This is a genomic window from Flavobacterium celericrescens (assembly GCF_011392075.1).
Lineage (GTDB): Bacteria > Bacteroidota > Bacteroidia > Flavobacteriales > Flavobacteriaceae > Flavobacterium > Flavobacterium celericrescens.
Genome location: NZ_JAAJBV010000001.1, coordinates 354,610 through 372,131, shown reverse-complemented (window position 1 = coordinate 372,131; position 17,522 = coordinate 354,610). Strand labels below are relative to the sequence as shown.

Below are 17,522 nucleotides of genomic sequence, written 5' to 3'. Positions count from 1 at the left end.
ATTTTTATTATTAAGTGGTTTATTATTAACGAGTAATATTACCATTTCTAAAAGAATAATAAATAATCTTTTCCCTTTAATTTTAATATTTGGAATTGGATTCCTTGGTTTTTTTAATAGTAAGCATAATCTTGGTTTTATAATTAAAGACATAACTTATTTTTTAAAACCCATCAATGCAATTTTTTTGAGTTATTTGCTTTTTAAGAATATAAAAGATGTTTCTTTATTTTTAAGAGTAATTTTATTTATTGGCTGTTTGACTGCTTTTATTCATTTGTTTGGAATTTTTATTCTAGGTGATTTTGCAAATGATTCAATTAATAACATAAGAGGTGATTTTGGATTAGATAATTTTATTGAAGTTTTTGCTTTTTATTTTTTATTATTTTCAAAGAAGTATTTTGGTAAATCTTTGGTTGAAAATAAAATTCTTCAAATTCTTGTTTTAGGAGTTTTACTCATCTCAATTTATTTGTATTTCTCAAGAACAATGTTGGTTATTCTTTTTTTAATTGGTTTTTCGATGTTAGGATATGCCAAAATCACAAAAAGAACTTTGGTTTTTATAGGCTTTTCAGTTGCTTTTATTTTACTATTATATGTTTATTTATTTTCTGTAAAACTTGATCGTAATTCAAAAGGAGTTGAAGCATTTTTATATAAAATTAAAATTGCTCCTGAAGAAATTTTTAAAACAAAAATTGATAGAGAAAACCATAAAGAACTTTGGGATCATTGGAGAGGATATGAAGCCAATAGGGCATTTGAATTAATGAAAGAAAACCCATCAAGCTATATGATAGGGACAGGGTATGGTTCTTTAGTAAATTTAAAATTTAAAGCACCATTGGGAAATGAAGACATGAAATATATCTCGAGATTACATAACGGGTATGTTTTTGTTTTTTATAAAACAGGAATTTTTGGTTTAGTATTAATTTTGATTTTTTTAATTAGGCTATATTTAAAAATTTACAGATTCAACACAAACAATCTTAATCAATTATTTGTAAATAGGTTAATCTCTTCAATTGGATTATTTTATCTTTTCACAACATTGATTATTAGTGGAATTTACATTCCAAGAGATGCAATAATTTTTATTCTTGGAGGATTGTTAAGTTTTGACACCCATAGAAAAAGTACGGATAAAATAATTGAGCAATAATGAAAAATATCCTTTTTGTTCATCAATCGGCAGAATTGTATGGCTCAGATAAAACGTTATTATTGTTATTAAAACATATTAATAAACAAAAGTTTTATCCCGTTGTGGTTTTACCCAATGATGGTCCGCTAAAAATAGAATTAGAAAAAGAAAACATTGAGGTATTTATAGCGCCTGTTATAAAATTGCACCGAAAAATGTTTACACCTACAAATCTTTTGTTGCTATTAAATCATTTAAGACAAGGTTTTTCAACGTTAAATAGATTGCATAAAAAATATCGATTTGAAATTGTTTATTCAAATACTTTGGCTGTTTTAATAGGGTTTATATTTGCAAGGATAAAAGGAATAAAGCATGTTTGGCACGTGCATGAAATAATAGAATCACCTAAAGTAGTTTCAAAACTTTTCAGTTTTTTAATAAATAGAAAGAGCAACTTTTTCACAATATACAATTCAAAAGCAACCGCAACTTTTTGGGAATCATTTTTTACAGAAAGAAAGAATTACAGTGTAATTAGTAATGGTTTAGAAATCCAATCAAACGATATTACTACAGATGAAATAGAATTGGTCAGAAAAAATTTGTTTGAAGTTGAAGAAGAAATTGTAGTAGGTTTAGTTGGTAGAATAAACAGATGGAAAGGTCAATTTGTATTGTTAGAGGCATTTCATTATTTGGCTCAAAAACATTCTAATTTAAAATTAATTTTTGTTGGTTCCACAACGGATAATCAACAAAACATATTAAAAGAGCTAAACACAAAAATTCAAAAATATCAAATAGAGAAAAAGGTAAAAATAATTCCATTTCAATCAAATATTAATACCATTTGGAAAGCAATAGATATTGCGATAGTTCCATCTACCGAGCCTGAACCATTTGGATTAGTGGCAGTAGAGGCAATGTTAGCTTCAAAACCAGTTGTTGCTTCAAATCATGGAGGATTGACTGAAATAGTTGAGCAATTACAGACAGGCTTTTTAATTGAACCAAATAATATCCAAGAGTTAACAAATGCAATAGAAAAGTTGATTAACGATGAAAAGTTGAGATTAGAAATGGGACAAAAAGGCTATACAAGAGCTGTAGAGGAATTTTCTATTCAAAAACATGTTTCAAAAATTGAAAAAGTTCTTGCGGATTGAGTTTTAAGCCTTAAAATATCTTAAAAAGTTTATATTTGTTCTTGTTAAAGTAAACCAAATGAGAATTGGAATTTTAGGAACGCGAGGAATACCAAATTATTATGGTGGTTTTGAGCAATTTGCAGAATTTTTTGCCACGTATGCCGCTTCAAAAGGACACGAGGTTTACGTATATAATTCGCACAATCATCCATATCAGCAGCAAATTTTTAATGACGTTACAATTGTTCATTGTTATGATCCAGAATTTAAAATTGGAACAGCCGGACAGTTTATTTATGACTTAAATTGCATTAGAGATTCAAGAAAAAGAGATTTTGATATTATTCTTCAGCTAGGTTATACAAGTAGTTCGATTTGGTTTTCTTTACATCCAAAAGACGCGATTGTGATTACCAATATGGATGGTTTGGAATGGAAAAGAACAAAATATTCTAAAAAAGTTCAAAAAGCACTCCAAATAGCAGAACGATTAGCTGTAAAGAAAAGCGATTATTTGATTTCTGATTCGATAGGGATTCAAAAGTATATTCAAGAAAAATACCAAAAAGAAAGCACTTATATTGCATATGGAGCTCATAATTTTGATAAAGCAAATGCTGATATTTTAAAAGAATATCAAGTTGAAAAAGAAAATTTCAATATGCTTATGGCTCGCTTTGAGCCTGAAAACAATTTAGATATGGTACTAGAAGGAGTTGCTTTGGCAGATGAAAAAACACCTATTCTAGTTATTGGAAATCATCTCACAAAATATGGAACGTATTTAAAAAACAAGTTTTCTAGTTTTGAACACATTCGATTTATTGGAGCCGTTTATGATTTAGAATATTTGAATAACCTTCGTTATTTTTCAAATATATATTTTCATGGACATACTGTAGGAGGAACTAATCCTTCGTTATTAGAAGCAATGGCTTCAAAGGCTTTAATAGTTGCACATAATAATGATTTCAATAAAGGAGTTTTACAAGAAAATGCCTTTTATTTTTCATCTGCAGAAGAAGTTAAAAAAATCTTAAATACAATTAAAAAAAGTAATAACTTGCAATTCGTACAAAATAATTTTGAAGCAATTGCAAAATCGTTTAATTGGGAAAAGATAAATGAGCAATATTTACAACTTTTTGAACAGTGTTTGGCTGGAAATTCTAACAGAAAATAAACAAAACAAAGCGTTTATTCCTTTTGTAGTATTGTTGATTACCTTACCGATTTCAATGGGTTTAAACAATATTTTACTAGGAATATTTGTAGCAACGTCATTTTTTTATGGTAGAAAAATAAGCAATAAAATTTCTTTAACTTTATTGTTTCCAATACTTTTGTTTTTATGGATGTCATTGTCCTATTTCTGGTCAATTGATGTACAAAGAACGCTTCAGGCAATACCAAAAGAAATTACTTTTTTATTAATTCCAATCGCATTTTTGTTCATTCCAACATTTTCAAATGAACAAAAGTCCAAAATAATAAAGTATTATAGTTACGCAATGACTCTATACGTAGTTTATTATTTAGTTAGAGCTGTTGTTCGATTTTTATTAACCCAAGAGAGTAGTGTTTTCTTTTATCACGGGCCAGACAATGATACTGACACAGGATTGGTTCCAAGGTTATTAAATGCAATTCATTTTTCTGTTTATGTTGCAATTGCTTTTTTTTATTTTTTTATTAAGGAACACAAATCAAAACTTGAACAACTAATAGCTGCACTTCTTTTTGTATTTGTAATCTTATTGTCATCAAAAAATATTATTGTGATTTTTGTTTTGTTAGTCTTGATTCAGGTATTTTTTTATTCAAAGATTGCAAATAGGCTTCGTTTAAGAAACCTGACAATTCTTTTACTTTTATTAGGTTTTGTCATTTCTTTTGGAAAAATTAAAGAGCGATTTTTAGTAGAATTTAGAACGAATTCCGACAAAGGGATTTCACACAATGTTGCTTTAAATAAAGAGAAAGGAATAAACAATATAAGTATTGCCGATGCATGGACAAAAGAAAAATTTCATCCAGCAGATTATTTTCCAGGCACAGCATTTAGAGTATATCAATTTAGAATGTTTACGGAGTTTTTAGAAGAAGAGCCTATTTTATGGAAAGGATTTGGGTTAAATGCTTCTTTAAATAAATTGTTAGAAAAAGAAAAAAAGTATAACTTATACTCAGGTTATGGGACGTTTAATTTTCATAATCAATATGTGCAAAACTTTGCCGAATTAGGGCTTGTTGGGTTTTTATTGTTAATGGTAATTTTATTTATAAATACTAAAATTGCTTTTAAAAGTAAAGATTTTATACATATTGCTTTTGCGATTCTAATGATAAGCTTATTTTTGACAGAATCTTTTTTGTGGAGGCAAAGAGGTGTTTTGTTTTTTGTCCTTTTTTATTGTCTTTTCAATATAAAAGTTAACCCCCAATTAGAAAAAAAATAAAATGAAAAGAATATTAATTACAGGTGCAGCAGGATTTTTAGGTTCTCACCTTTGCGATAGATTTATTAAAGAAGGATATTATGTTATAGGAATGGACAACCTAATAACTGGTGATTTAAAAAACATTGAACATCTTTTTAAAGATAAAAATTTTGAATTTTATCATCATGATATTACAAAGTTTGTTCATGTACCTGGTAAATTAGATTACATTTTACATTTTGCATCCCCAGCAAGTCCAATTGATTATTTAAAAATCCCTATTCAAACACTAAAAGTTGGGTCTTTAGGAACACATAACTTATTAGGCTTAGCTAGAGTAAAAAAAGCAAGAATTCTTATTGCTTCAACTTCTGAAGTTTATGGAGATCCATTAATACATCCGCAAACAGAAGAATATTATGGAAATGTAAATACCATTGGACCAAGAGGTGTTTATGATGAAGCAAAACGTTTCCAAGAATCTATAACCATGGCGTATCACACTTTTCACGGTGTAGAAACTAGAATTGTGCGAATTTTTAACACCTATGGACCTAGAATGCGATTAAATGACGGCCGTGTAATTCCAGCATTTATTGGGCAAGCACTTCGTGGCGAAGATTTAACTATTTTTGGAGATGGAAGCCAAACACGTTCATTCTGTTATGTAGATGATCAAGTAGAAGGTATTTATAGATTATTACATTCAGATTATCATTTGCCAGTAAATATTGGTAATCCAGATGAAATTACCATCAAAGATTTTGCAGAAGAAATAATCAAATTAACAGGAACCAATCAAAAGGTAGTATATCATCCACTACCCGTTAATGATCCTATGCAAAGACAACCAGACACCACTAAAGCAAAAGAAATTTTGGGTTGGGAAGCAAAAGTGTCTAGATCTGAAGGCATGAAAATTACGTATGATTATTTTAAAACACTTTCTTCGGAAGAGTTATTAAAAGAAGAACACAAGGATTTCACTAAATACATTCATTAATTGAAAAATAAAACCGGAAGATACTCAGGTTATATTAGACCAATAATAATATTCTTAGATTTATTAATTGTAAATCTAATGGTATTGTTGTGTATGCGTTCTGCTATGAGTAATTTTGGTTACCATACTATTTTATCTATTTTTTGGTTAATTATTTCATATTATTCTGGGTACTATGAAGTTTATAGATTTAGTAAAGGAATTGAAATATTCGGAAAGTTATTAAAACAATTTTTCTTTATTGGTTTGATAACGTTTGCTTATGTGGGTTACAAATACAAATATGTAACTACTGATGAAGTTGGGCTTTATATATTCTGGTCTTTTCTTTTAGTTGGATTATTAAAATTTTCAATTTTTTTCTTACTTAAAAAATACCGCCTTTTATATGGCGGAAATTATAGAAATGTTATCATTGTAGGTCATGGAAAAAGTGTTGATGAATTAAAGGATTTCTTTACCAAGAATCCAGATTATGGTTACAACTTAGTACATATTTTTGATTTAAAATCAAATAAAAAAACTGAATTATTAGAATGTAAAGATTTTGTTGTCAAAAACAAAATAGATGAAATTTATGCATCAATAAATACTTTAACTAATAATGAAATTGATAATTTAATCCACTTTGCAGATAACGGCTTAAAAACCATTAAATTTTTACCAGATAGTAAGAATACCTTTTTAAGAAATTTGGCGGTTGAATATTATGATTATATTCCGATTATATCACTTAGAACAATTCCTTTAGATAAAGAAGTAAACAAGAGGTTAAAAAGAATTTTTGATATTATTTTTTCTTTATTAATTGTTGTTTTTATATTGTCATGGTTAACCCCAATAATTGCCCTTTTAATTTTAATAGAATCAAAAGGACCAATCTTTTTTAAGCAAAAGAGAAATGGATTAAACTATGAAGAGTTCTATTGTTATAAATTTCGTTCCATGCACTTGAATCCTATTGCAGATTTAGAGCAAGTTCAAAAAAATGATCCAAGAATTACTAAAATAGGAAAATTTATCCGCAAAACAAGCATCGATGAATTGCCACAATTTTTCAATGTATTATTAGGAGACATGTCTGTTGTAGGCCCGAGACCTCATATGGTAAGTCATACAGAAATGTATGCTAAAAGTGTTGACAAATTCATGGTGAGACATTTTATAAAACCCGGAATTACTGGATTAGCTCAAACCAACGGATTTAGAGGAGAGGTTGAGACAGAAAAAGATATTATTAATAGGGTAAAATATGATATTTTTTATCTAGAAAATTGGTCAATTTTACTCGACATTAAAATTATTTTTGCAACCGTGGTAAACGCTATAAAAGGCGAGAAAAAAGCCTATTAATGAATGCTTTAGTTTCCATAATTACGCCATCGTATAATTCTGCAAAATTTATTGCAGAAACTATTCAATCTGTGCAAAATCAAACCTATCAAAATTGGGAAATGATTATTGTAGATGACGGTTCGTCTGATGAAACAGAAAGCGTAGTTTTATCCATAATTCAAAATGATAACCGTATCCAATTTCATAAATTAAGTCAAAATTCTGGTCCAGCAGTAGCTCGAAATACCGGAATTGAAAAAGCGTCTGGAGATTATATGACGTTCATTGACGCCGATGATATTTGGTTCCCAACCTTCATCGAAAACAATATCAAAACCATTCAAAAAACTGGAATTCCATTCGTGTTTTCATCTTACAAAAGAGCTAATGGACAATTGGAATTTGTGTATTCTGATTTTATTGTTCCGCATAAAGTTTCGTATACTGATATTCTAAAATCTAATTCTATAAGTTGTTTGACAGCTTTTGTTGATATTAAAAAATTGGGCAAAAAGTATATGCCACTCATCCGAAAACGTCAAGATATGGGATTGTGGTTAAACTATTTAAAAGTAATTCCATTCGCTCACGGAATACAAGAAACGCAAGCGATTTACAGAATCAGAGAAAATTCACTTTCTAGAAAAAAATCAGATTTAATTAAATACCAATGGCAATTTTATAGAGAAGTTGAAAAGCTTAATGTTTTTCAATCACTTTATTATATTTTGCATTGGATGTATCGCGGTTTTATGAAGTATAGAAATTAATTTTTAACGCAAAGTTTTCGAAGTCTGATTTAGTTAATCAAAGAAGTTTCGCTCTGAAAGATATGACTAAAAGAAGAATTTGTGCTAATTTGTGAAATCTGTGTTTATAAATCAAAGCATTGATTGAAATTGCTTCAATTTTCCCCTTTTTGTACGTTCCAAAACTTCTTTTCGATTGTAAGTGAAATGCAATTCTGGTTCTAAATATTTAGCAATCGCTTTTTCAATTTCCTGAATTTGTTCCGAAGTCAATTCCGCCGAACTCACATAATCAATTTCAAAACAATCCAATTTCGTTTGACGTACAATGAATTCTTTTACGTTTCCATCGTCTTCAATAATGCTTTTGGTTACGTAATAAAACGTTAATCCTGGCGATTTTTTTCCACTAGGCAAAAGCGCCACATCGCTAGTTCTTCCAATTAATTTTTTTAGAATGGGTTTTTTCAACGTGCTGCTTTCATCCAAAATTCCAACATCACCAATTTCATAGCGTATAAAAGGATGCGCTTTATTATACAAGGAAGTAATCACCACTTTTCCTTCTTTTCCATACGGAACAGATTGATTATTTTCATCTAAAATCTCTACAAATAAAGTTTCTGAATTTACTTGCCATTCATCTTTTGGATTTTGAAAAGCAATCAAATCTAATTCCGATGCGCCATATTCATTCACAACTGGAATTCCTAAATATTTTTCAAGCAAGATTTTGTCTTCTTCAAACAACATTTCCGATGTCACCATACAAACTTTTAATGTCTGACAAACATCGGTTAGAATGATATTTCGAGCTTGTAAGTATTTACCAAAAAGCACAATCGAACTTGTGTAACCATTGATGTAATCAAACTTTTTGGTTTTAAAATGTTCCAAAACACCATCTAAAATTTTGTCCGATAAATCAAAAATAGGGAAACGATATCTTTTGCTTAAAAAGTCTTTCAAACGTTCTTTTTTGTATCCAATAAAATCCAAAGGAATTCCATAAAAGCGCGCTTGATACGACGAATTAAAATCAACACCATACCAACCAAAACGATGAATAATTGAAGCCCAAGTAATTGCATGTGCCTCTTTATCCTTAGCAAAAACAAACGGATCGCCACTCGAACCTGAAGTTTTATTCACAAAGACAGTTTTCTCGGAATAGCCTTTTGAAAGTCGGTCTTTTAAAGGTTTTTGTAAATCTTTTTTGGTGAGAACGGGTAATTCGTTCCAATTATCAAAACTATCTTTTCCAAATAAACCCTGATAAAAACTATTGTTTTTCAAATGAAATTCTACAATTTCTCGCTTTTTAGTTTCGAGATAATCGGGATAATCTGTTTCTGAAATTTGTAGAATTTTCTCAAAATCAGCCTGAGCTTTCGCAATAGGAAAACCACTTAATTTTAAAGAAAGATGAAACAAGTTGAACATTCGTTGGAATTTATCCAAAAGTAATAAATCTGAAAATAATCTTTCTTCTTTTTTCTTTTTTCTTTCTTCTTAAGAAATAGTACTTTTGCCAAACAACATAACAACACACAAAATGACTATTTTACTACTTGGTTCTGGCGGTCGCGAACACGCACTAGCTTGGAAAATGCTTCAATCTTCAAAATGTACTTCTCTTTTTGTTGCACCTGGAAATGCAGGAACAGCAAACATTGCAAAAAATGTGGATTTGAATCCTAATAATTTTGATGCCGTTAAAACTTTTGTTTTACAAGAAAAAGTCGAAATGGTTGTCGTAGGTCCAGAAGATCCATTGGTTTTAGGAATTTATGATTTTTTCAAAAACGATGTAGAAATCAATCATATTCCAGTTATTGGTCCATCAAAATTAGGAGCACAATTAGAAGGAAGTAAAGAATTTGCCAAAGAATTTTTAGTAAAACACAACATTCCAACGGCTCGTTACGAAAGTTTCACCAAAGAAACAGTAGAGCAAGGTTGTCAATTTTTAGAAACTTTAGAAGCACCTTACGTTTTAAAAGCAGACGGATTAGCTGCGGGAAAAGGAGTTTTAATTTTATCCAATTTAGAAGAAGCGAAAACGGAATTAAGAAATATGTTAGTTGGGGCTAAATTTGGACAAGCAAGTTCAAAAGTAGTTATCGAAGAATTTTTAGACGGAATTGAATTAAGCTGTTTCGTTTTAACCGACGGAAAATCATATAAAGTATTACCAACAGCAAAAGATTACAAACGAATCGGAGAAGGTGATACAGGATTAAATACAGGCGGAATGGGCGCGGTATCTCCAGTTCCATTTGCTGATGCTGTTTTATTAGAAAAAATAGAAACCCGAATTGTAAAACCTACTATCTCAGGTTTACAAAAAGACGGAATCGAATATAAAGGATTTGTTTTCATCGGATTAATTAATGTGAAAGGCGAACCCATGGTTATCGAATACAACGTTCGTATGGGCGATCCAGAAACAGAAGTGGTAATGCCAAGATTGAAAAGTGATTTAGTTGAAATTTTTGAAGCTATCGGAAATCAAAAATTAGAGAAAATCACATTGGAAATTGATGAAAGAGCCGCTACAACTATCATGGTAGTTTCTGGAGGGTATCCTGAAGATTATGAAAAAGGAAAAGAGATTTTCGGATTGGAAAACATTACCGATTCTATCCCATTTCATGCAGGAACAAAATTAGAAAACGGAAAAGTGGTGACTAACGGAGGTCGTGTAATTGCGGTAACTTCCTATGGGAATGACTTTCAAGAAGCCATAAAAAAATCTTATCAAAGTATAGCAAAACTACAATTTGATAAGATGTATTATAGAACAGATATTGGTAAGGATTTGTAATTCTTGCCAATAGCTATTAAAATTATTTTAAAAACGAATGTGCAGTTGTGTCTTGCTCGTCTTCGTTGTTTGCTTTAAAAATGTTTAATTGCTTAATCCAATGGGTCATGGCAACACAACAAATGATGATAAACAACCAATTTATTACATTTGCAGTCCACCAGTTAGTTAATTCTAATTCTCTGAACATATCCATTGGAACAAATAAAAAGTCAACAAAAAGACTTGCAATTCCTTCAAAAAATGATTTCATTTTGATAAAGTATTATATTTACACCACAAAAATATAAAATATTCGCATGATAGCAAGTGTTTTTAGTAAAACTAGACCATTTAATTATTTAGTAATAGGAATTTTGTCATTAGTCTTCTTTATTATGAAGACTATTTCGACTGCTTCTGCTGATGCTACATGGTTTTATTATGCTGAAGAACTCGGATTGTTTCTTTTAGTTTTTGCGTCTATTTTTTTAACCAATTTTATTGCGCTAAAAAATGGATTAACAAAAAGTAATAATTATGCGCTGTTGTTATTCTTTGTTTTTTTACTTTTTTTCTCATCCATATTCCAAAATAAGAACATTATAATTTCAAATTTCTTATTGCTTTTGGCTTTGAGAAGATTAATTTCATTAAAATCACTTTTATCTACCAAAGAAAAAATTTTTGACGCATCATTTTGGATTCTTTTAGCAGCTTTGTTTCATTTTTGGAGTATTTTTTATATCGTTTTAGTGTTCATTGCAATTATTCTCCACGTTTCTAAAGATTACCGAAATTGGGTCATTCCTTTCATTGCATTATTCGCTGTAACCATTTTATTTTTCCTTGCCAATAGTTTATTAGATAATAGCTTGATGAGTACATTATTAAGTAAAACATATGTAAGTTTTGACTTTTATTATTTTGATAACATTTATCAACGATTAGCATTAGCTCTTTTTGCTTCATTGAGTTTGTTTGCTTTTGTTTTGCATGTTTTTGAAATTCCTAACAAAGCATTAAATATGCAATCTTCACACAAAACAATTTTATTTTCTTTTATTTTGGGTGTAGGAATTTACGTGCTTTCAGCAAACAAAAACAATGGAAGTTTAGCATTTTGTTTTGCCCCATTAGCAATTATTGGTGCTAATTTCATAGAAAAAATTGAAAATGATTTAGTGAAAGAAATCGTTGTGTATTCTTTATTTGCTTTTGGAATTTTCTTTTTTATTATGCAGTTATAGTTTACTTCCGTAAGCTAAGTCTCCAGCGTCGCCTAAACCCGGAACAATATAGTTGTGTTCGTTTAGTTTCTCATCTAAAGCGGCAACCCACAAATGGCAGTTTTTGGGGATGTTTTTTTCTAAATAATCTATTCCTTCAGGTGTTGCAATCACTACAGCAATATGAATTTCTTTTGGTTGGTGTTCCAAATGTAACTTGTGTAAAACCGCTACTAAAGATTGGCCAGTAGCCAACATTGGATCAATTAAGATTAAATTTTTTCCTTCGAAAGATGGAGCTGCTTGATATTCTACTAAAATTTCAAATTTGTCGTCATTGTCGTAATGATGACGGTAAGCCGAAACAAATCCGTTTTCTGCATTATCAAAAAAGTTCATGAAACCTTGATGTAAAGCCAAACCAGCACGTAAAATCGAACATAAAACTACAGGTTCTGCAATGGTTGTGGTGTGTTTGATACCAAGAGGTGTTTGCACATCAATGTTTTTGTAATCAAGTGTTTTACTTAATTCGTACGCCATTATTTCTCCAATACGCGCAATATTTTTTCTAAAACGCATGCTGTCTTTTTGGATGTTTACATCACGAATTTGCGCTAAAAAATGATTAAGAATACTATTTTGCTCAGAGATATAATGAATGTGCATCGGATTTATTTTTTATTTTCAGGATAAAAGTACAAAAAATCGCTATTTTTGTATCAATTTTAAAGCTATAATTATGTTTGCTGAATTTGCATTTCCCATTTTTGAACAAAGTATCAAAACATATCACATTGTTGATGATGTGTATCAACCAGTTGTAAATCCTTTCGAAAAAGGAACTATTGAATATTTGTTGTTTGCAAAAAATTGGGTAGACACGGTGCAATGGCATTATGAAGATATCGTTCGTGATCCAAATATTGATCCGGTTGCAGCGTTAGATTTAAAACGTAAAATTGATGCTTCGAACCAAGTTCGTACGGACATGGTAGAATATATCGATAGTTATTTCTTAGATAAATACAAAGACGTTCAAGTAAAACCAAATGCAAAAATCAATACAGAAAGTCCAGCATGGGCAATTGACCGTTTATCGATTTTAGCTTTGAAAATTTACCACATGAACGAAGAGGCAACTCGTGCAGAGGCTACGACTGAACACAGAGCAAAATGTCAAGAAAAATTGAATGTTTTGTTAGACCAAAAGAACGATATGTTTACTTCAATCAGTCAATTAATTGAAGATATTGAAGCAGGTGACAAATACATGAAAGTGTACAAACAAATGAAGATGTACAACGACGAGGAGTTAAATCCGGTGTTGTATCAGAATAAAAAATAGTCATCATTTGATGTCTAAATCCAAACACATATTGGTAATAAGGCTCTCAGCCATGGGTGATGTCGCAATGACAGTTCCTGTGTTGAGAGCCTTAGTTTTACAATATCCCGAAGTAAAAATTACCGTAGTTTCCCGACCTTTTTTCCAACCTTTTTTTGACGGAATTCCAAATGTGAATTTCTTCGGTGTGGATTTGAAAGAACGACACAAAGGTTTCATCGGATTACTTCGATTATTTTCTGATTTGCGAAAATTAAATATTGATTTGGTTGCCGATTTTCACAATGTACTTCGTTCCAAAGTTGTCCGAACATTATTTGCGTTAAGCGGACAAAAAGTAGCGGCAACTGATAAAGGAAGAGCCGAAAAGAAAGCGTTAACGAGTCTAACCAATAAAGTTTTTGCTCCTGTTAAATCTATGGTTGAAAGGCATGTAGATACGTTCAAGCAACTTGGATTTTCTATTGATTTAACAAATCCTCAATTCCCAGAAAAAGCAATTTTATCAGAAGAAATCATCTCAATTACTGGAATTAAAAATCAAAATTGGATTGGAATAGCACCTTTTGCTCAATACGAAAGTAAAGTGTATCCGCTGGATTTAATGCAACAAGTGATTGACGGTTTAGCGGAAAACAAAAACCAAAAAATCTTCTTATTTGGTGGAGGAGAGAAAGAAATTCAATTGCTAAATCAATTACAAAACCAACATGAAAATGTAATCGTTTTAGCAGGAAAAATAAAATTCAAACAAGAATTAGACGTGATTTCTAATTTAGACGTTATGCTTTCCATGGATTCTGGAAATGCACATATTGCTGCGATGTTGGGCGTAAAAGTGATTACACTTTGGGGCGCAACGCATCCTTACGCAGGCTTCAAACCGTTCAATCAACCAGATGATTTTTGTTTGACTTCAGACAGAATACAATATCCATTATTACCAACTTCCATTTATGGAAACAAAAAGGTAGAAGGTTATGAAAATGTGATGCAAACTATTTTACCCAATACAATTATAGAAAAAACACAAAAGGAGCTTAAGTAGCTCCTTTATTATTAACCAGCAACAAGATTAAATTCAGTATTTATAATTTTATCCTCTTTAATTTCAAAAGTCCCAATATATGAATGTTCAGGACACCAATCTAAGTCTTTTACAAATGAAGCTTCATTGATCTTTAAAATAAAAGTCTTTGAAGTTTTATCGTATGAAATTTTCATAACATCCTTGCATTCACAATCAAAATTTTCAAATAGAACTTCTTTTTCAAATTCTTTACCTTTTTTTAAATCTTCAATTTTTATATCCTTTAAAAAATCTTTAAAAATTTTATAACTAAAAGGAGTTTGAGATTGTTTGTTAAATTCTTCAAATAAAATTTTAATTTGAGATGTATTAAAATTTTGACTTAAACTAAAATTACAACTTAGTAAAGTAAAAGAAAAAAATAATGATACGAATAGACGACTAAACATCATCAAAATCAATCTTAATTGTAGCTGTTGTTGGATGTGCTTGACATGCTAACGTTAATCCTTCTGCAATTTCGGCATCAGTTAAAATTTGGTTCTTTTTCAAGACCGCTTCACCTTCTGTAATTCTACAAATACAACTGCTGCAAATTCCACCTTGACAAGAATACGGAACATCTAGACCTTGTTTCAAAGCTGCTTCTAATAAATTTTGTTTTTGACTCATTTCGAAAGTCGTTTCTTCATCATCAACTAAAATCGAAATTTTAGTATGACCATCAGCGTTTGCAACGGTTTCTCCTTCGCTTGATGAAGTCGAAAATAATTCAAATTTAATATCTGAACTCGCAATATTATTTTCTTTCAATGTGTCCGAAACTAAATTAATCATCTCTTCAGGTCCGCATAAATAGAATTTTGAGAATTCCATTTCGGCATGTTTGTTTTTCAAGATGAAATTCACCGTTGATTTATCAATTCGACCAGATAAAGCATTATCAGCCGTTGATTGACTGTACACATATTGCACAAACAAACGTCCTACATATTGTAACTGTAAATCATGTAATTGGTTGTGGAAAATGGTATCTTTTTCTGATTTATTTCCATAAACCAAAACAAAAGTACTATTTGGTTCTTCCTCTAAAACCGATTTTAAAATAGAATAAACAGGCGTAATTCCGCTACCAGCCACGAAAGCCGCATAGTTTTTCTGACGTTCTGCTTTAGGTTCGAAAGTGAATTTTCCTTCTGGAGTTCCTACTTCGATTACGTTTCCAACCGCTAATTTTTCATTCGCAAATTTTGAGAAGAATCCGCTTTTTATAGCTTTAACAGCAATTCGTAATTCGCCACTTTTTGGAGAAGAACAAATCGAATACGCTCTTCTGATTTCTTGTCCGTCAAGCGTAATTTTTAAGTTTACATATTGTCCAGCAACGAATTGATAATACGATTTTAATTCGTCGGGAACATTAAAAAGAATCGAAACCGCATCAGCCGTTTCTTTGATGATTTCTTTAATGCTTAATTTATAAAATGATGACATGTGATTTATTTTTTACAAAAATAAAAAAAAGAACCCGAAGGTTCTTCATTTATTCCATAAACAACGCTTTTAATTCCGTTGCTTCGCTTGGTTTCATTTTTCCAGCTAAGACTAAGCTTAGTTGTTTTCTTCTTAAGGCGGCTTCGTAACGTTGCTTTTCTAATTCGGTTTCTGGTTCAATTGGTGGAACAGGAATTGGTCTTCCGGTTTCGTCAACGGCAACAAAAGTATAAATCGCTTCGTTCGCTTTATTTTTAATTCCCGATTCGCGGTCTTCAATCCAAACATCAATAAAAATCTCCATAGAAGTGTTGAATGTTCTCGATACTTTCGATTCAACAGTTACCACACTTCCTAACGGAATAGCTCTGTTAAACGCTACGTGGTTAACCGATGCCGTTACACAAATTCTACGTGAGTGTCTTCTAGCGGTAATACTTGCGGCTCTGTCCATACGCGCTAGCAATTCACCACCAAATAAGTTGTTCAATGGATTGGTTTCACCTGGTAAAACTAAGTCGGTTAAAGTAGTTACCGATTCTGAAGGAAATTTTGGTTGCATTGTTTTTTTTGCAAAGATAATGAGGAATCTGTAAATAAAACACATAAAAAAATCCCAAAAAAGGGATTTTGATAATTATTACGCAAAGTGTTAAAAATTTATTCGATTAACAACCAAGCTTCTGCATTGTGTGTTTTTTGGATGTTTTTTCTTTCTGTTTGAGCGTCATTTAAGTTTTTGAAACTTCCATAAACCACAGGATATAGATTGTGATTATTTAAAGGAAGCATTTTTGCTTTTTCAAATCCAGCAGCATTTAATTCGACTATGGCTTTTTTTGCATTTTCCTCGCTTCTGTATGCGCCCGCTACTAAATGATAAGGCATTTTTTCTTCTGCAACCGCAAGTTCAACGGTATTTATCGGATTAGAAATTACAAAAGTTGCCTCTTGAATTTGTTGTTGTACTTTTTCTTGGACGTTTTTTTGAACGGCTAATGTTTTCGTTTCAATTTGTTGATTGTTGTATGTCATATAACCAAGTCCACCAGCGCCCAACATTACCACAAAAACTGCAGCATATTTTAAGTAAGAGTAATCTCTTTTTCTTTCAGGAGTAAAAATAATTGGGGCTTTTTCTTCTAAAGCTTCAACTTCTTGTTTTAAAACTTCCCTTGTGATTTCTGGAGAAACAAAGCTGCTCAAACCAAACGAATCGGTTAAATAATTTATGGTGTTAACTGGTTCAAAAACCCAATTCATTTCATTGTTAACTGAAATTTCACCAATGTTTTTCAACACTACGCGATTGCGATTTTGTAATAAATATGTCCATTCGTTCACCACATCACCAATTTTGATTACCGCTAATTCGTATGACATTTTTTCTTGTAATGCCACATGATTTGCTAATAAACCATCATTGTTTTTTACATTCGCATTAAACGAAACCACTTTTTTAGGTGGAAAAAACGAACTTGCGCTTCCAGTAACGTGAGCTGATATAGTTTCGGTTAAAAAAGCACCAAAACCAGGAACAGTAACGCACTGATAACGATATAATAAGTCGGATATGTGTTTTTCTATCTGCATAACAACAAAGTTAGATAATCAATAGTAATATCAAAATTTTATCAACAAAAATTATTAACAATCACGATTTTTACTTTAAACAATTAAAAATGAATTCCTAATTCAGCAGGATAATAGGGATTCTGTTTTCTTTTTTGGATTATTGATAAAAAGAACTATTTTTGTTCTTCAATTATACGCCAAATAAATT

General features: G+C 30.6%; 18 protein-coding genes. 11 read left to right on the top strand and 7 right to left on the bottom strand.

Features of this window, described 5'->3' with window-relative positions:
- Nucleotides 1-187: 187 nt before the first annotated feature.
- Genes G4L40_RS01730 through G4L40_RS01700 form a run of 7 tightly spaced genes read left to right on the top strand, consistent with a single transcriptional unit; the run spans nt 188 to nt 7,853 of the window.
- Complete coding sequence (locus G4L40_RS01730) at nt 188-1,171, top strand: O-antigen ligase family protein (RefSeq protein WP_166235392.1); 984 nt, start codon at nt 188-190, stop codon at nt 1,169-1,171.
- Nucleotides 1,171-2,322 carry a glycosyltransferase family 4 protein gene (locus G4L40_RS01725; RefSeq protein WP_166235390.1) on the top strand — a complete coding sequence of 384 codons (1,152 nt, stop codon included), beginning with the start codon at nt 1,171-1,173 and terminating at the stop codon, nt 2,320-2,322. The genes G4L40_RS01730 and G4L40_RS01725 overlap by 1 nt, the downstream gene beginning before the upstream one ends.
- 58 nt (nt 2,323-2,380) lie before the next feature.
- Nucleotides 2,381-3,487, top strand: coding sequence for a DUF1972 domain-containing protein (locus tag G4L40_RS01720; protein WP_166235388.1), 1,107 nt, complete (start codon nt 2,381-2,383; stop codon nt 3,485-3,487).
- Nucleotides 3,429-4,763: an O-antigen ligase family protein gene (locus G4L40_RS01715; RefSeq protein WP_166235386.1), complete on the top strand. Its 1,335-nt coding sequence runs from the start codon at nt 3,429-3,431 to the stop codon at nt 4,761-4,763. The genes G4L40_RS01720 and G4L40_RS01715 overlap by 59 nt, the downstream gene beginning before the upstream one ends.
- Nucleotide 4,764: 1 nt before the next feature.
- Entirely contained in the window at nt 4,765-5,748 is a 984-nt protein-coding gene (locus tag G4L40_RS01710) for a UDP-glucuronic acid decarboxylase family protein (RefSeq protein WP_166235384.1), read from the top strand.
- Nucleotides 5,749-7,101 carry an undecaprenyl-phosphate glucose phosphotransferase gene (locus tag G4L40_RS01705; protein WP_166235382.1) on the top strand — a complete coding sequence of 451 codons (1,353 nt, stop codon included), beginning with the start codon at nt 5,749-5,751 and terminating at the stop codon, nt 7,099-7,101.
- Nucleotides 7,101-7,853, top strand: a complete 753-nt coding sequence (locus G4L40_RS01700) for a glycosyltransferase family 2 protein (protein ID WP_166235380.1) — start codon at nt 7,101-7,103, stop codon at nt 7,851-7,853. The genes G4L40_RS01705 and G4L40_RS01700 overlap by 1 nt, the downstream gene beginning before the upstream one ends.
- A 111-nt stretch (nt 7,854-7,964) precedes the next feature.
- Here the strand turns inward: G4L40_RS01700 and G4L40_RS01695 are convergent, their stop codons facing one another.
- Nucleotides 7,965-9,275 (bottom strand): phenylacetate--CoA ligase family protein, encoded by a 1,311-nt coding sequence (locus G4L40_RS01695; protein WP_166235613.1) that lies wholly within the window; start codon nt 9,273-9,275, stop codon nt 7,965-7,967.
- Nucleotides 9,276-9,387: 112 nt separating this feature from the next.
- Between G4L40_RS01695 and purD the strand changes: the two genes are divergently transcribed.
- Nucleotides 9,388-10,659, top strand: a complete 1,272-nt coding sequence (purD, locus tag G4L40_RS01690; RefSeq protein WP_166235378.1) for a phosphoribosylamine--glycine ligase — start codon at nt 9,388-9,390, stop codon at nt 10,657-10,659.
- A gap of 22 nt (nt 10,660-10,681) precedes the next feature.
- Here the strand turns inward: purD and G4L40_RS01685 are convergent, their stop codons facing one another.
- Nucleotides 10,682-10,912 carry a DUF6341 family protein gene (locus G4L40_RS01685; RefSeq protein WP_166235376.1) on the bottom strand — a complete coding sequence of 77 codons (231 nt, stop codon included), beginning with the start codon at nt 10,910-10,912 and terminating at the stop codon, nt 10,682-10,684.
- A 46-nt stretch (nt 10,913-10,958) separates the two neighbouring features.
- On the opposite strand from G4L40_RS01685, the gene G4L40_RS01680 reads away from it, so the two are divergent.
- Entirely contained in the window at nt 10,959-11,888 is a 930-nt protein-coding gene (locus G4L40_RS01680) for a DUF6427 family protein (protein WP_166235374.1), read from the top strand.
- On the opposite strand, the gene upp is transcribed toward G4L40_RS01680, so the two are convergent.
- Nucleotides 11,883-12,536 (bottom strand): uracil phosphoribosyltransferase, encoded by a 654-nt coding sequence (gene upp / locus G4L40_RS01675; RefSeq protein WP_166235372.1) that lies wholly within the window; start codon nt 12,534-12,536, stop codon nt 11,883-11,885. The genes G4L40_RS01680 and upp overlap by 6 nt on opposite strands.
- Before the next feature lie 73 nt (nt 12,537-12,609).
- Here upp and G4L40_RS01670 point away from each other — a divergent pair, with 73 nt between their 5' ends.
- Entirely contained in the window at nt 12,610-13,215 is a 606-nt protein-coding gene (locus tag G4L40_RS01670; RefSeq protein ID WP_166235370.1) for a DUF4254 domain-containing protein, read from the top strand.
- 10 nt (nt 13,216-13,225) lie between these two features.
- Entirely contained in the window at nt 13,226-14,263 is a 1,038-nt protein-coding gene (locus tag G4L40_RS01665) for a glycosyltransferase family 9 protein (RefSeq protein WP_166235368.1), read from the top strand.
- 11 nt (nt 14,264-14,274) lie between these two features.
- On the opposite strand, the gene G4L40_RS01660 is transcribed toward G4L40_RS01665, so the two are convergent.
- The 4 genes from G4L40_RS01660 to G4L40_RS01645 all read right to left on the bottom strand — a co-directional run bounded on the left by G4L40_RS01660 (nt 14,275) and on the right by G4L40_RS01645 (nt 17,332).
- Complete coding sequence (locus G4L40_RS01660; RefSeq protein WP_166235366.1) at nt 14,275-14,697, bottom strand: hypothetical protein; 423 nt, start codon at nt 14,695-14,697, stop codon at nt 14,275-14,277.
- Complete coding sequence (locus G4L40_RS01655) at nt 14,687-15,739, bottom strand: ferredoxin--NADP reductase (RefSeq protein ID WP_166235364.1); 1,053 nt, start codon at nt 15,737-15,739, stop codon at nt 14,687-14,689. The genes G4L40_RS01660 and G4L40_RS01655 overlap by 11 nt, the downstream gene beginning before the upstream one ends.
- Before the next feature lie 49 nt (nt 15,740-15,788).
- Complete coding sequence (locus tag G4L40_RS01650) at nt 15,789-16,301, bottom strand: acyl-CoA thioesterase (RefSeq protein ID WP_111566472.1); 513 nt, start codon at nt 16,299-16,301, stop codon at nt 15,789-15,791.
- Between the two features lie 98 nt (nt 16,302-16,399).
- The gene (locus tag G4L40_RS01645; RefSeq protein ID WP_166235362.1) at nt 16,400-17,332 is read right to left on the bottom strand and encodes an HU domain-containing protein; all 933 of its coding nucleotides are present in this window, start codon (nt 17,330-17,332) and stop codon (nt 16,400-16,402) included.
- Nucleotides 17,333-17,522: the final 190 nt, after the last annotated feature.

Coding starts and splice junctions, on each gene's coding strand:
- G4L40_RS01660 (WP_166235366.1), bottom strand. CDS start 14,697: ATGATGTTTAGTCGTCTATTCGTATCATTATTTTTTTCTTTTACTTTA.
- G4L40_RS01680 (WP_166235374.1), top strand. CDS start 10,959: ATGATAGCAAGTGTTTTTAGTAAAACTAGACCATTTAATTATTTAGTA.
- G4L40_RS01710 (WP_166235384.1), top strand. CDS start 4,765: ATGAAAAGAATATTAATTACAGGTGCAGCAGGATTTTTAGGTTCTCAC.
- purD (WP_166235378.1), top strand. CDS start 9,388: ATGACTATTTTACTACTTGGTTCTGGCGGTCGCGAACACGCACTAGCT.
- G4L40_RS01720 (WP_166235388.1), top strand. CDS start 2,381: ATGAGAATTGGAATTTTAGGAACGCGAGGAATACCAAATTATTATGGT.
- G4L40_RS01655 (WP_166235364.1), bottom strand. CDS start 15,739: ATGTCATCATTTTATAAATTAAGCATTAAAGAAATCATCAAAGAAACG.
- G4L40_RS01645 (WP_166235362.1), bottom strand. CDS start 17,332: ATGCAGATAGAAAAACACATATCCGACTTATTATATCGTTATCAGTGC.
- G4L40_RS01685 (WP_166235376.1), bottom strand. CDS start 10,912: ATGAAATCATTTTTTGAAGGAATTGCAAGTCTTTTTGTTGACTTTTTA.
- G4L40_RS01665 (WP_166235368.1), top strand. CDS start 13,226: ATGTCTAAATCCAAACACATATTGGTAATAAGGCTCTCAGCCATGGGT.
- G4L40_RS01650 (WP_111566472.1), bottom strand. CDS start 16,301: ATGCAACCAAAATTTCCTTCAGAATCGGTAACTACTTTAACCGACTTA.
- G4L40_RS01715 (WP_166235386.1), top strand. CDS start 3,429: ATGAGCAATATTTACAACTTTTTGAACAGTGTTTGGCTGGAAATTCTA.
- G4L40_RS01725 (WP_166235390.1), top strand. CDS start 1,171: ATGAAAAATATCCTTTTTGTTCATCAATCGGCAGAATTGTATGGCTCA.
- upp (WP_166235372.1), bottom strand. CDS start 12,536: ATGCACATTCATTATATCTCTGAGCAAAATAGTATTCTTAATCATTTT.
- G4L40_RS01695 (WP_166235613.1), bottom strand. CDS start 9,275: ATGTTCAACTTGTTTCATCTTTCTTTAAAATTAAGTGGTTTTCCTATT.
- G4L40_RS01700 (WP_166235380.1), top strand. CDS start 7,101: ATGAATGCTTTAGTTTCCATAATTACGCCATCGTATAATTCTGCAAAA.
- G4L40_RS01670 (WP_166235370.1), top strand. CDS start 12,610: ATGTTTGCTGAATTTGCATTTCCCATTTTTGAACAAAGTATCAAAACA.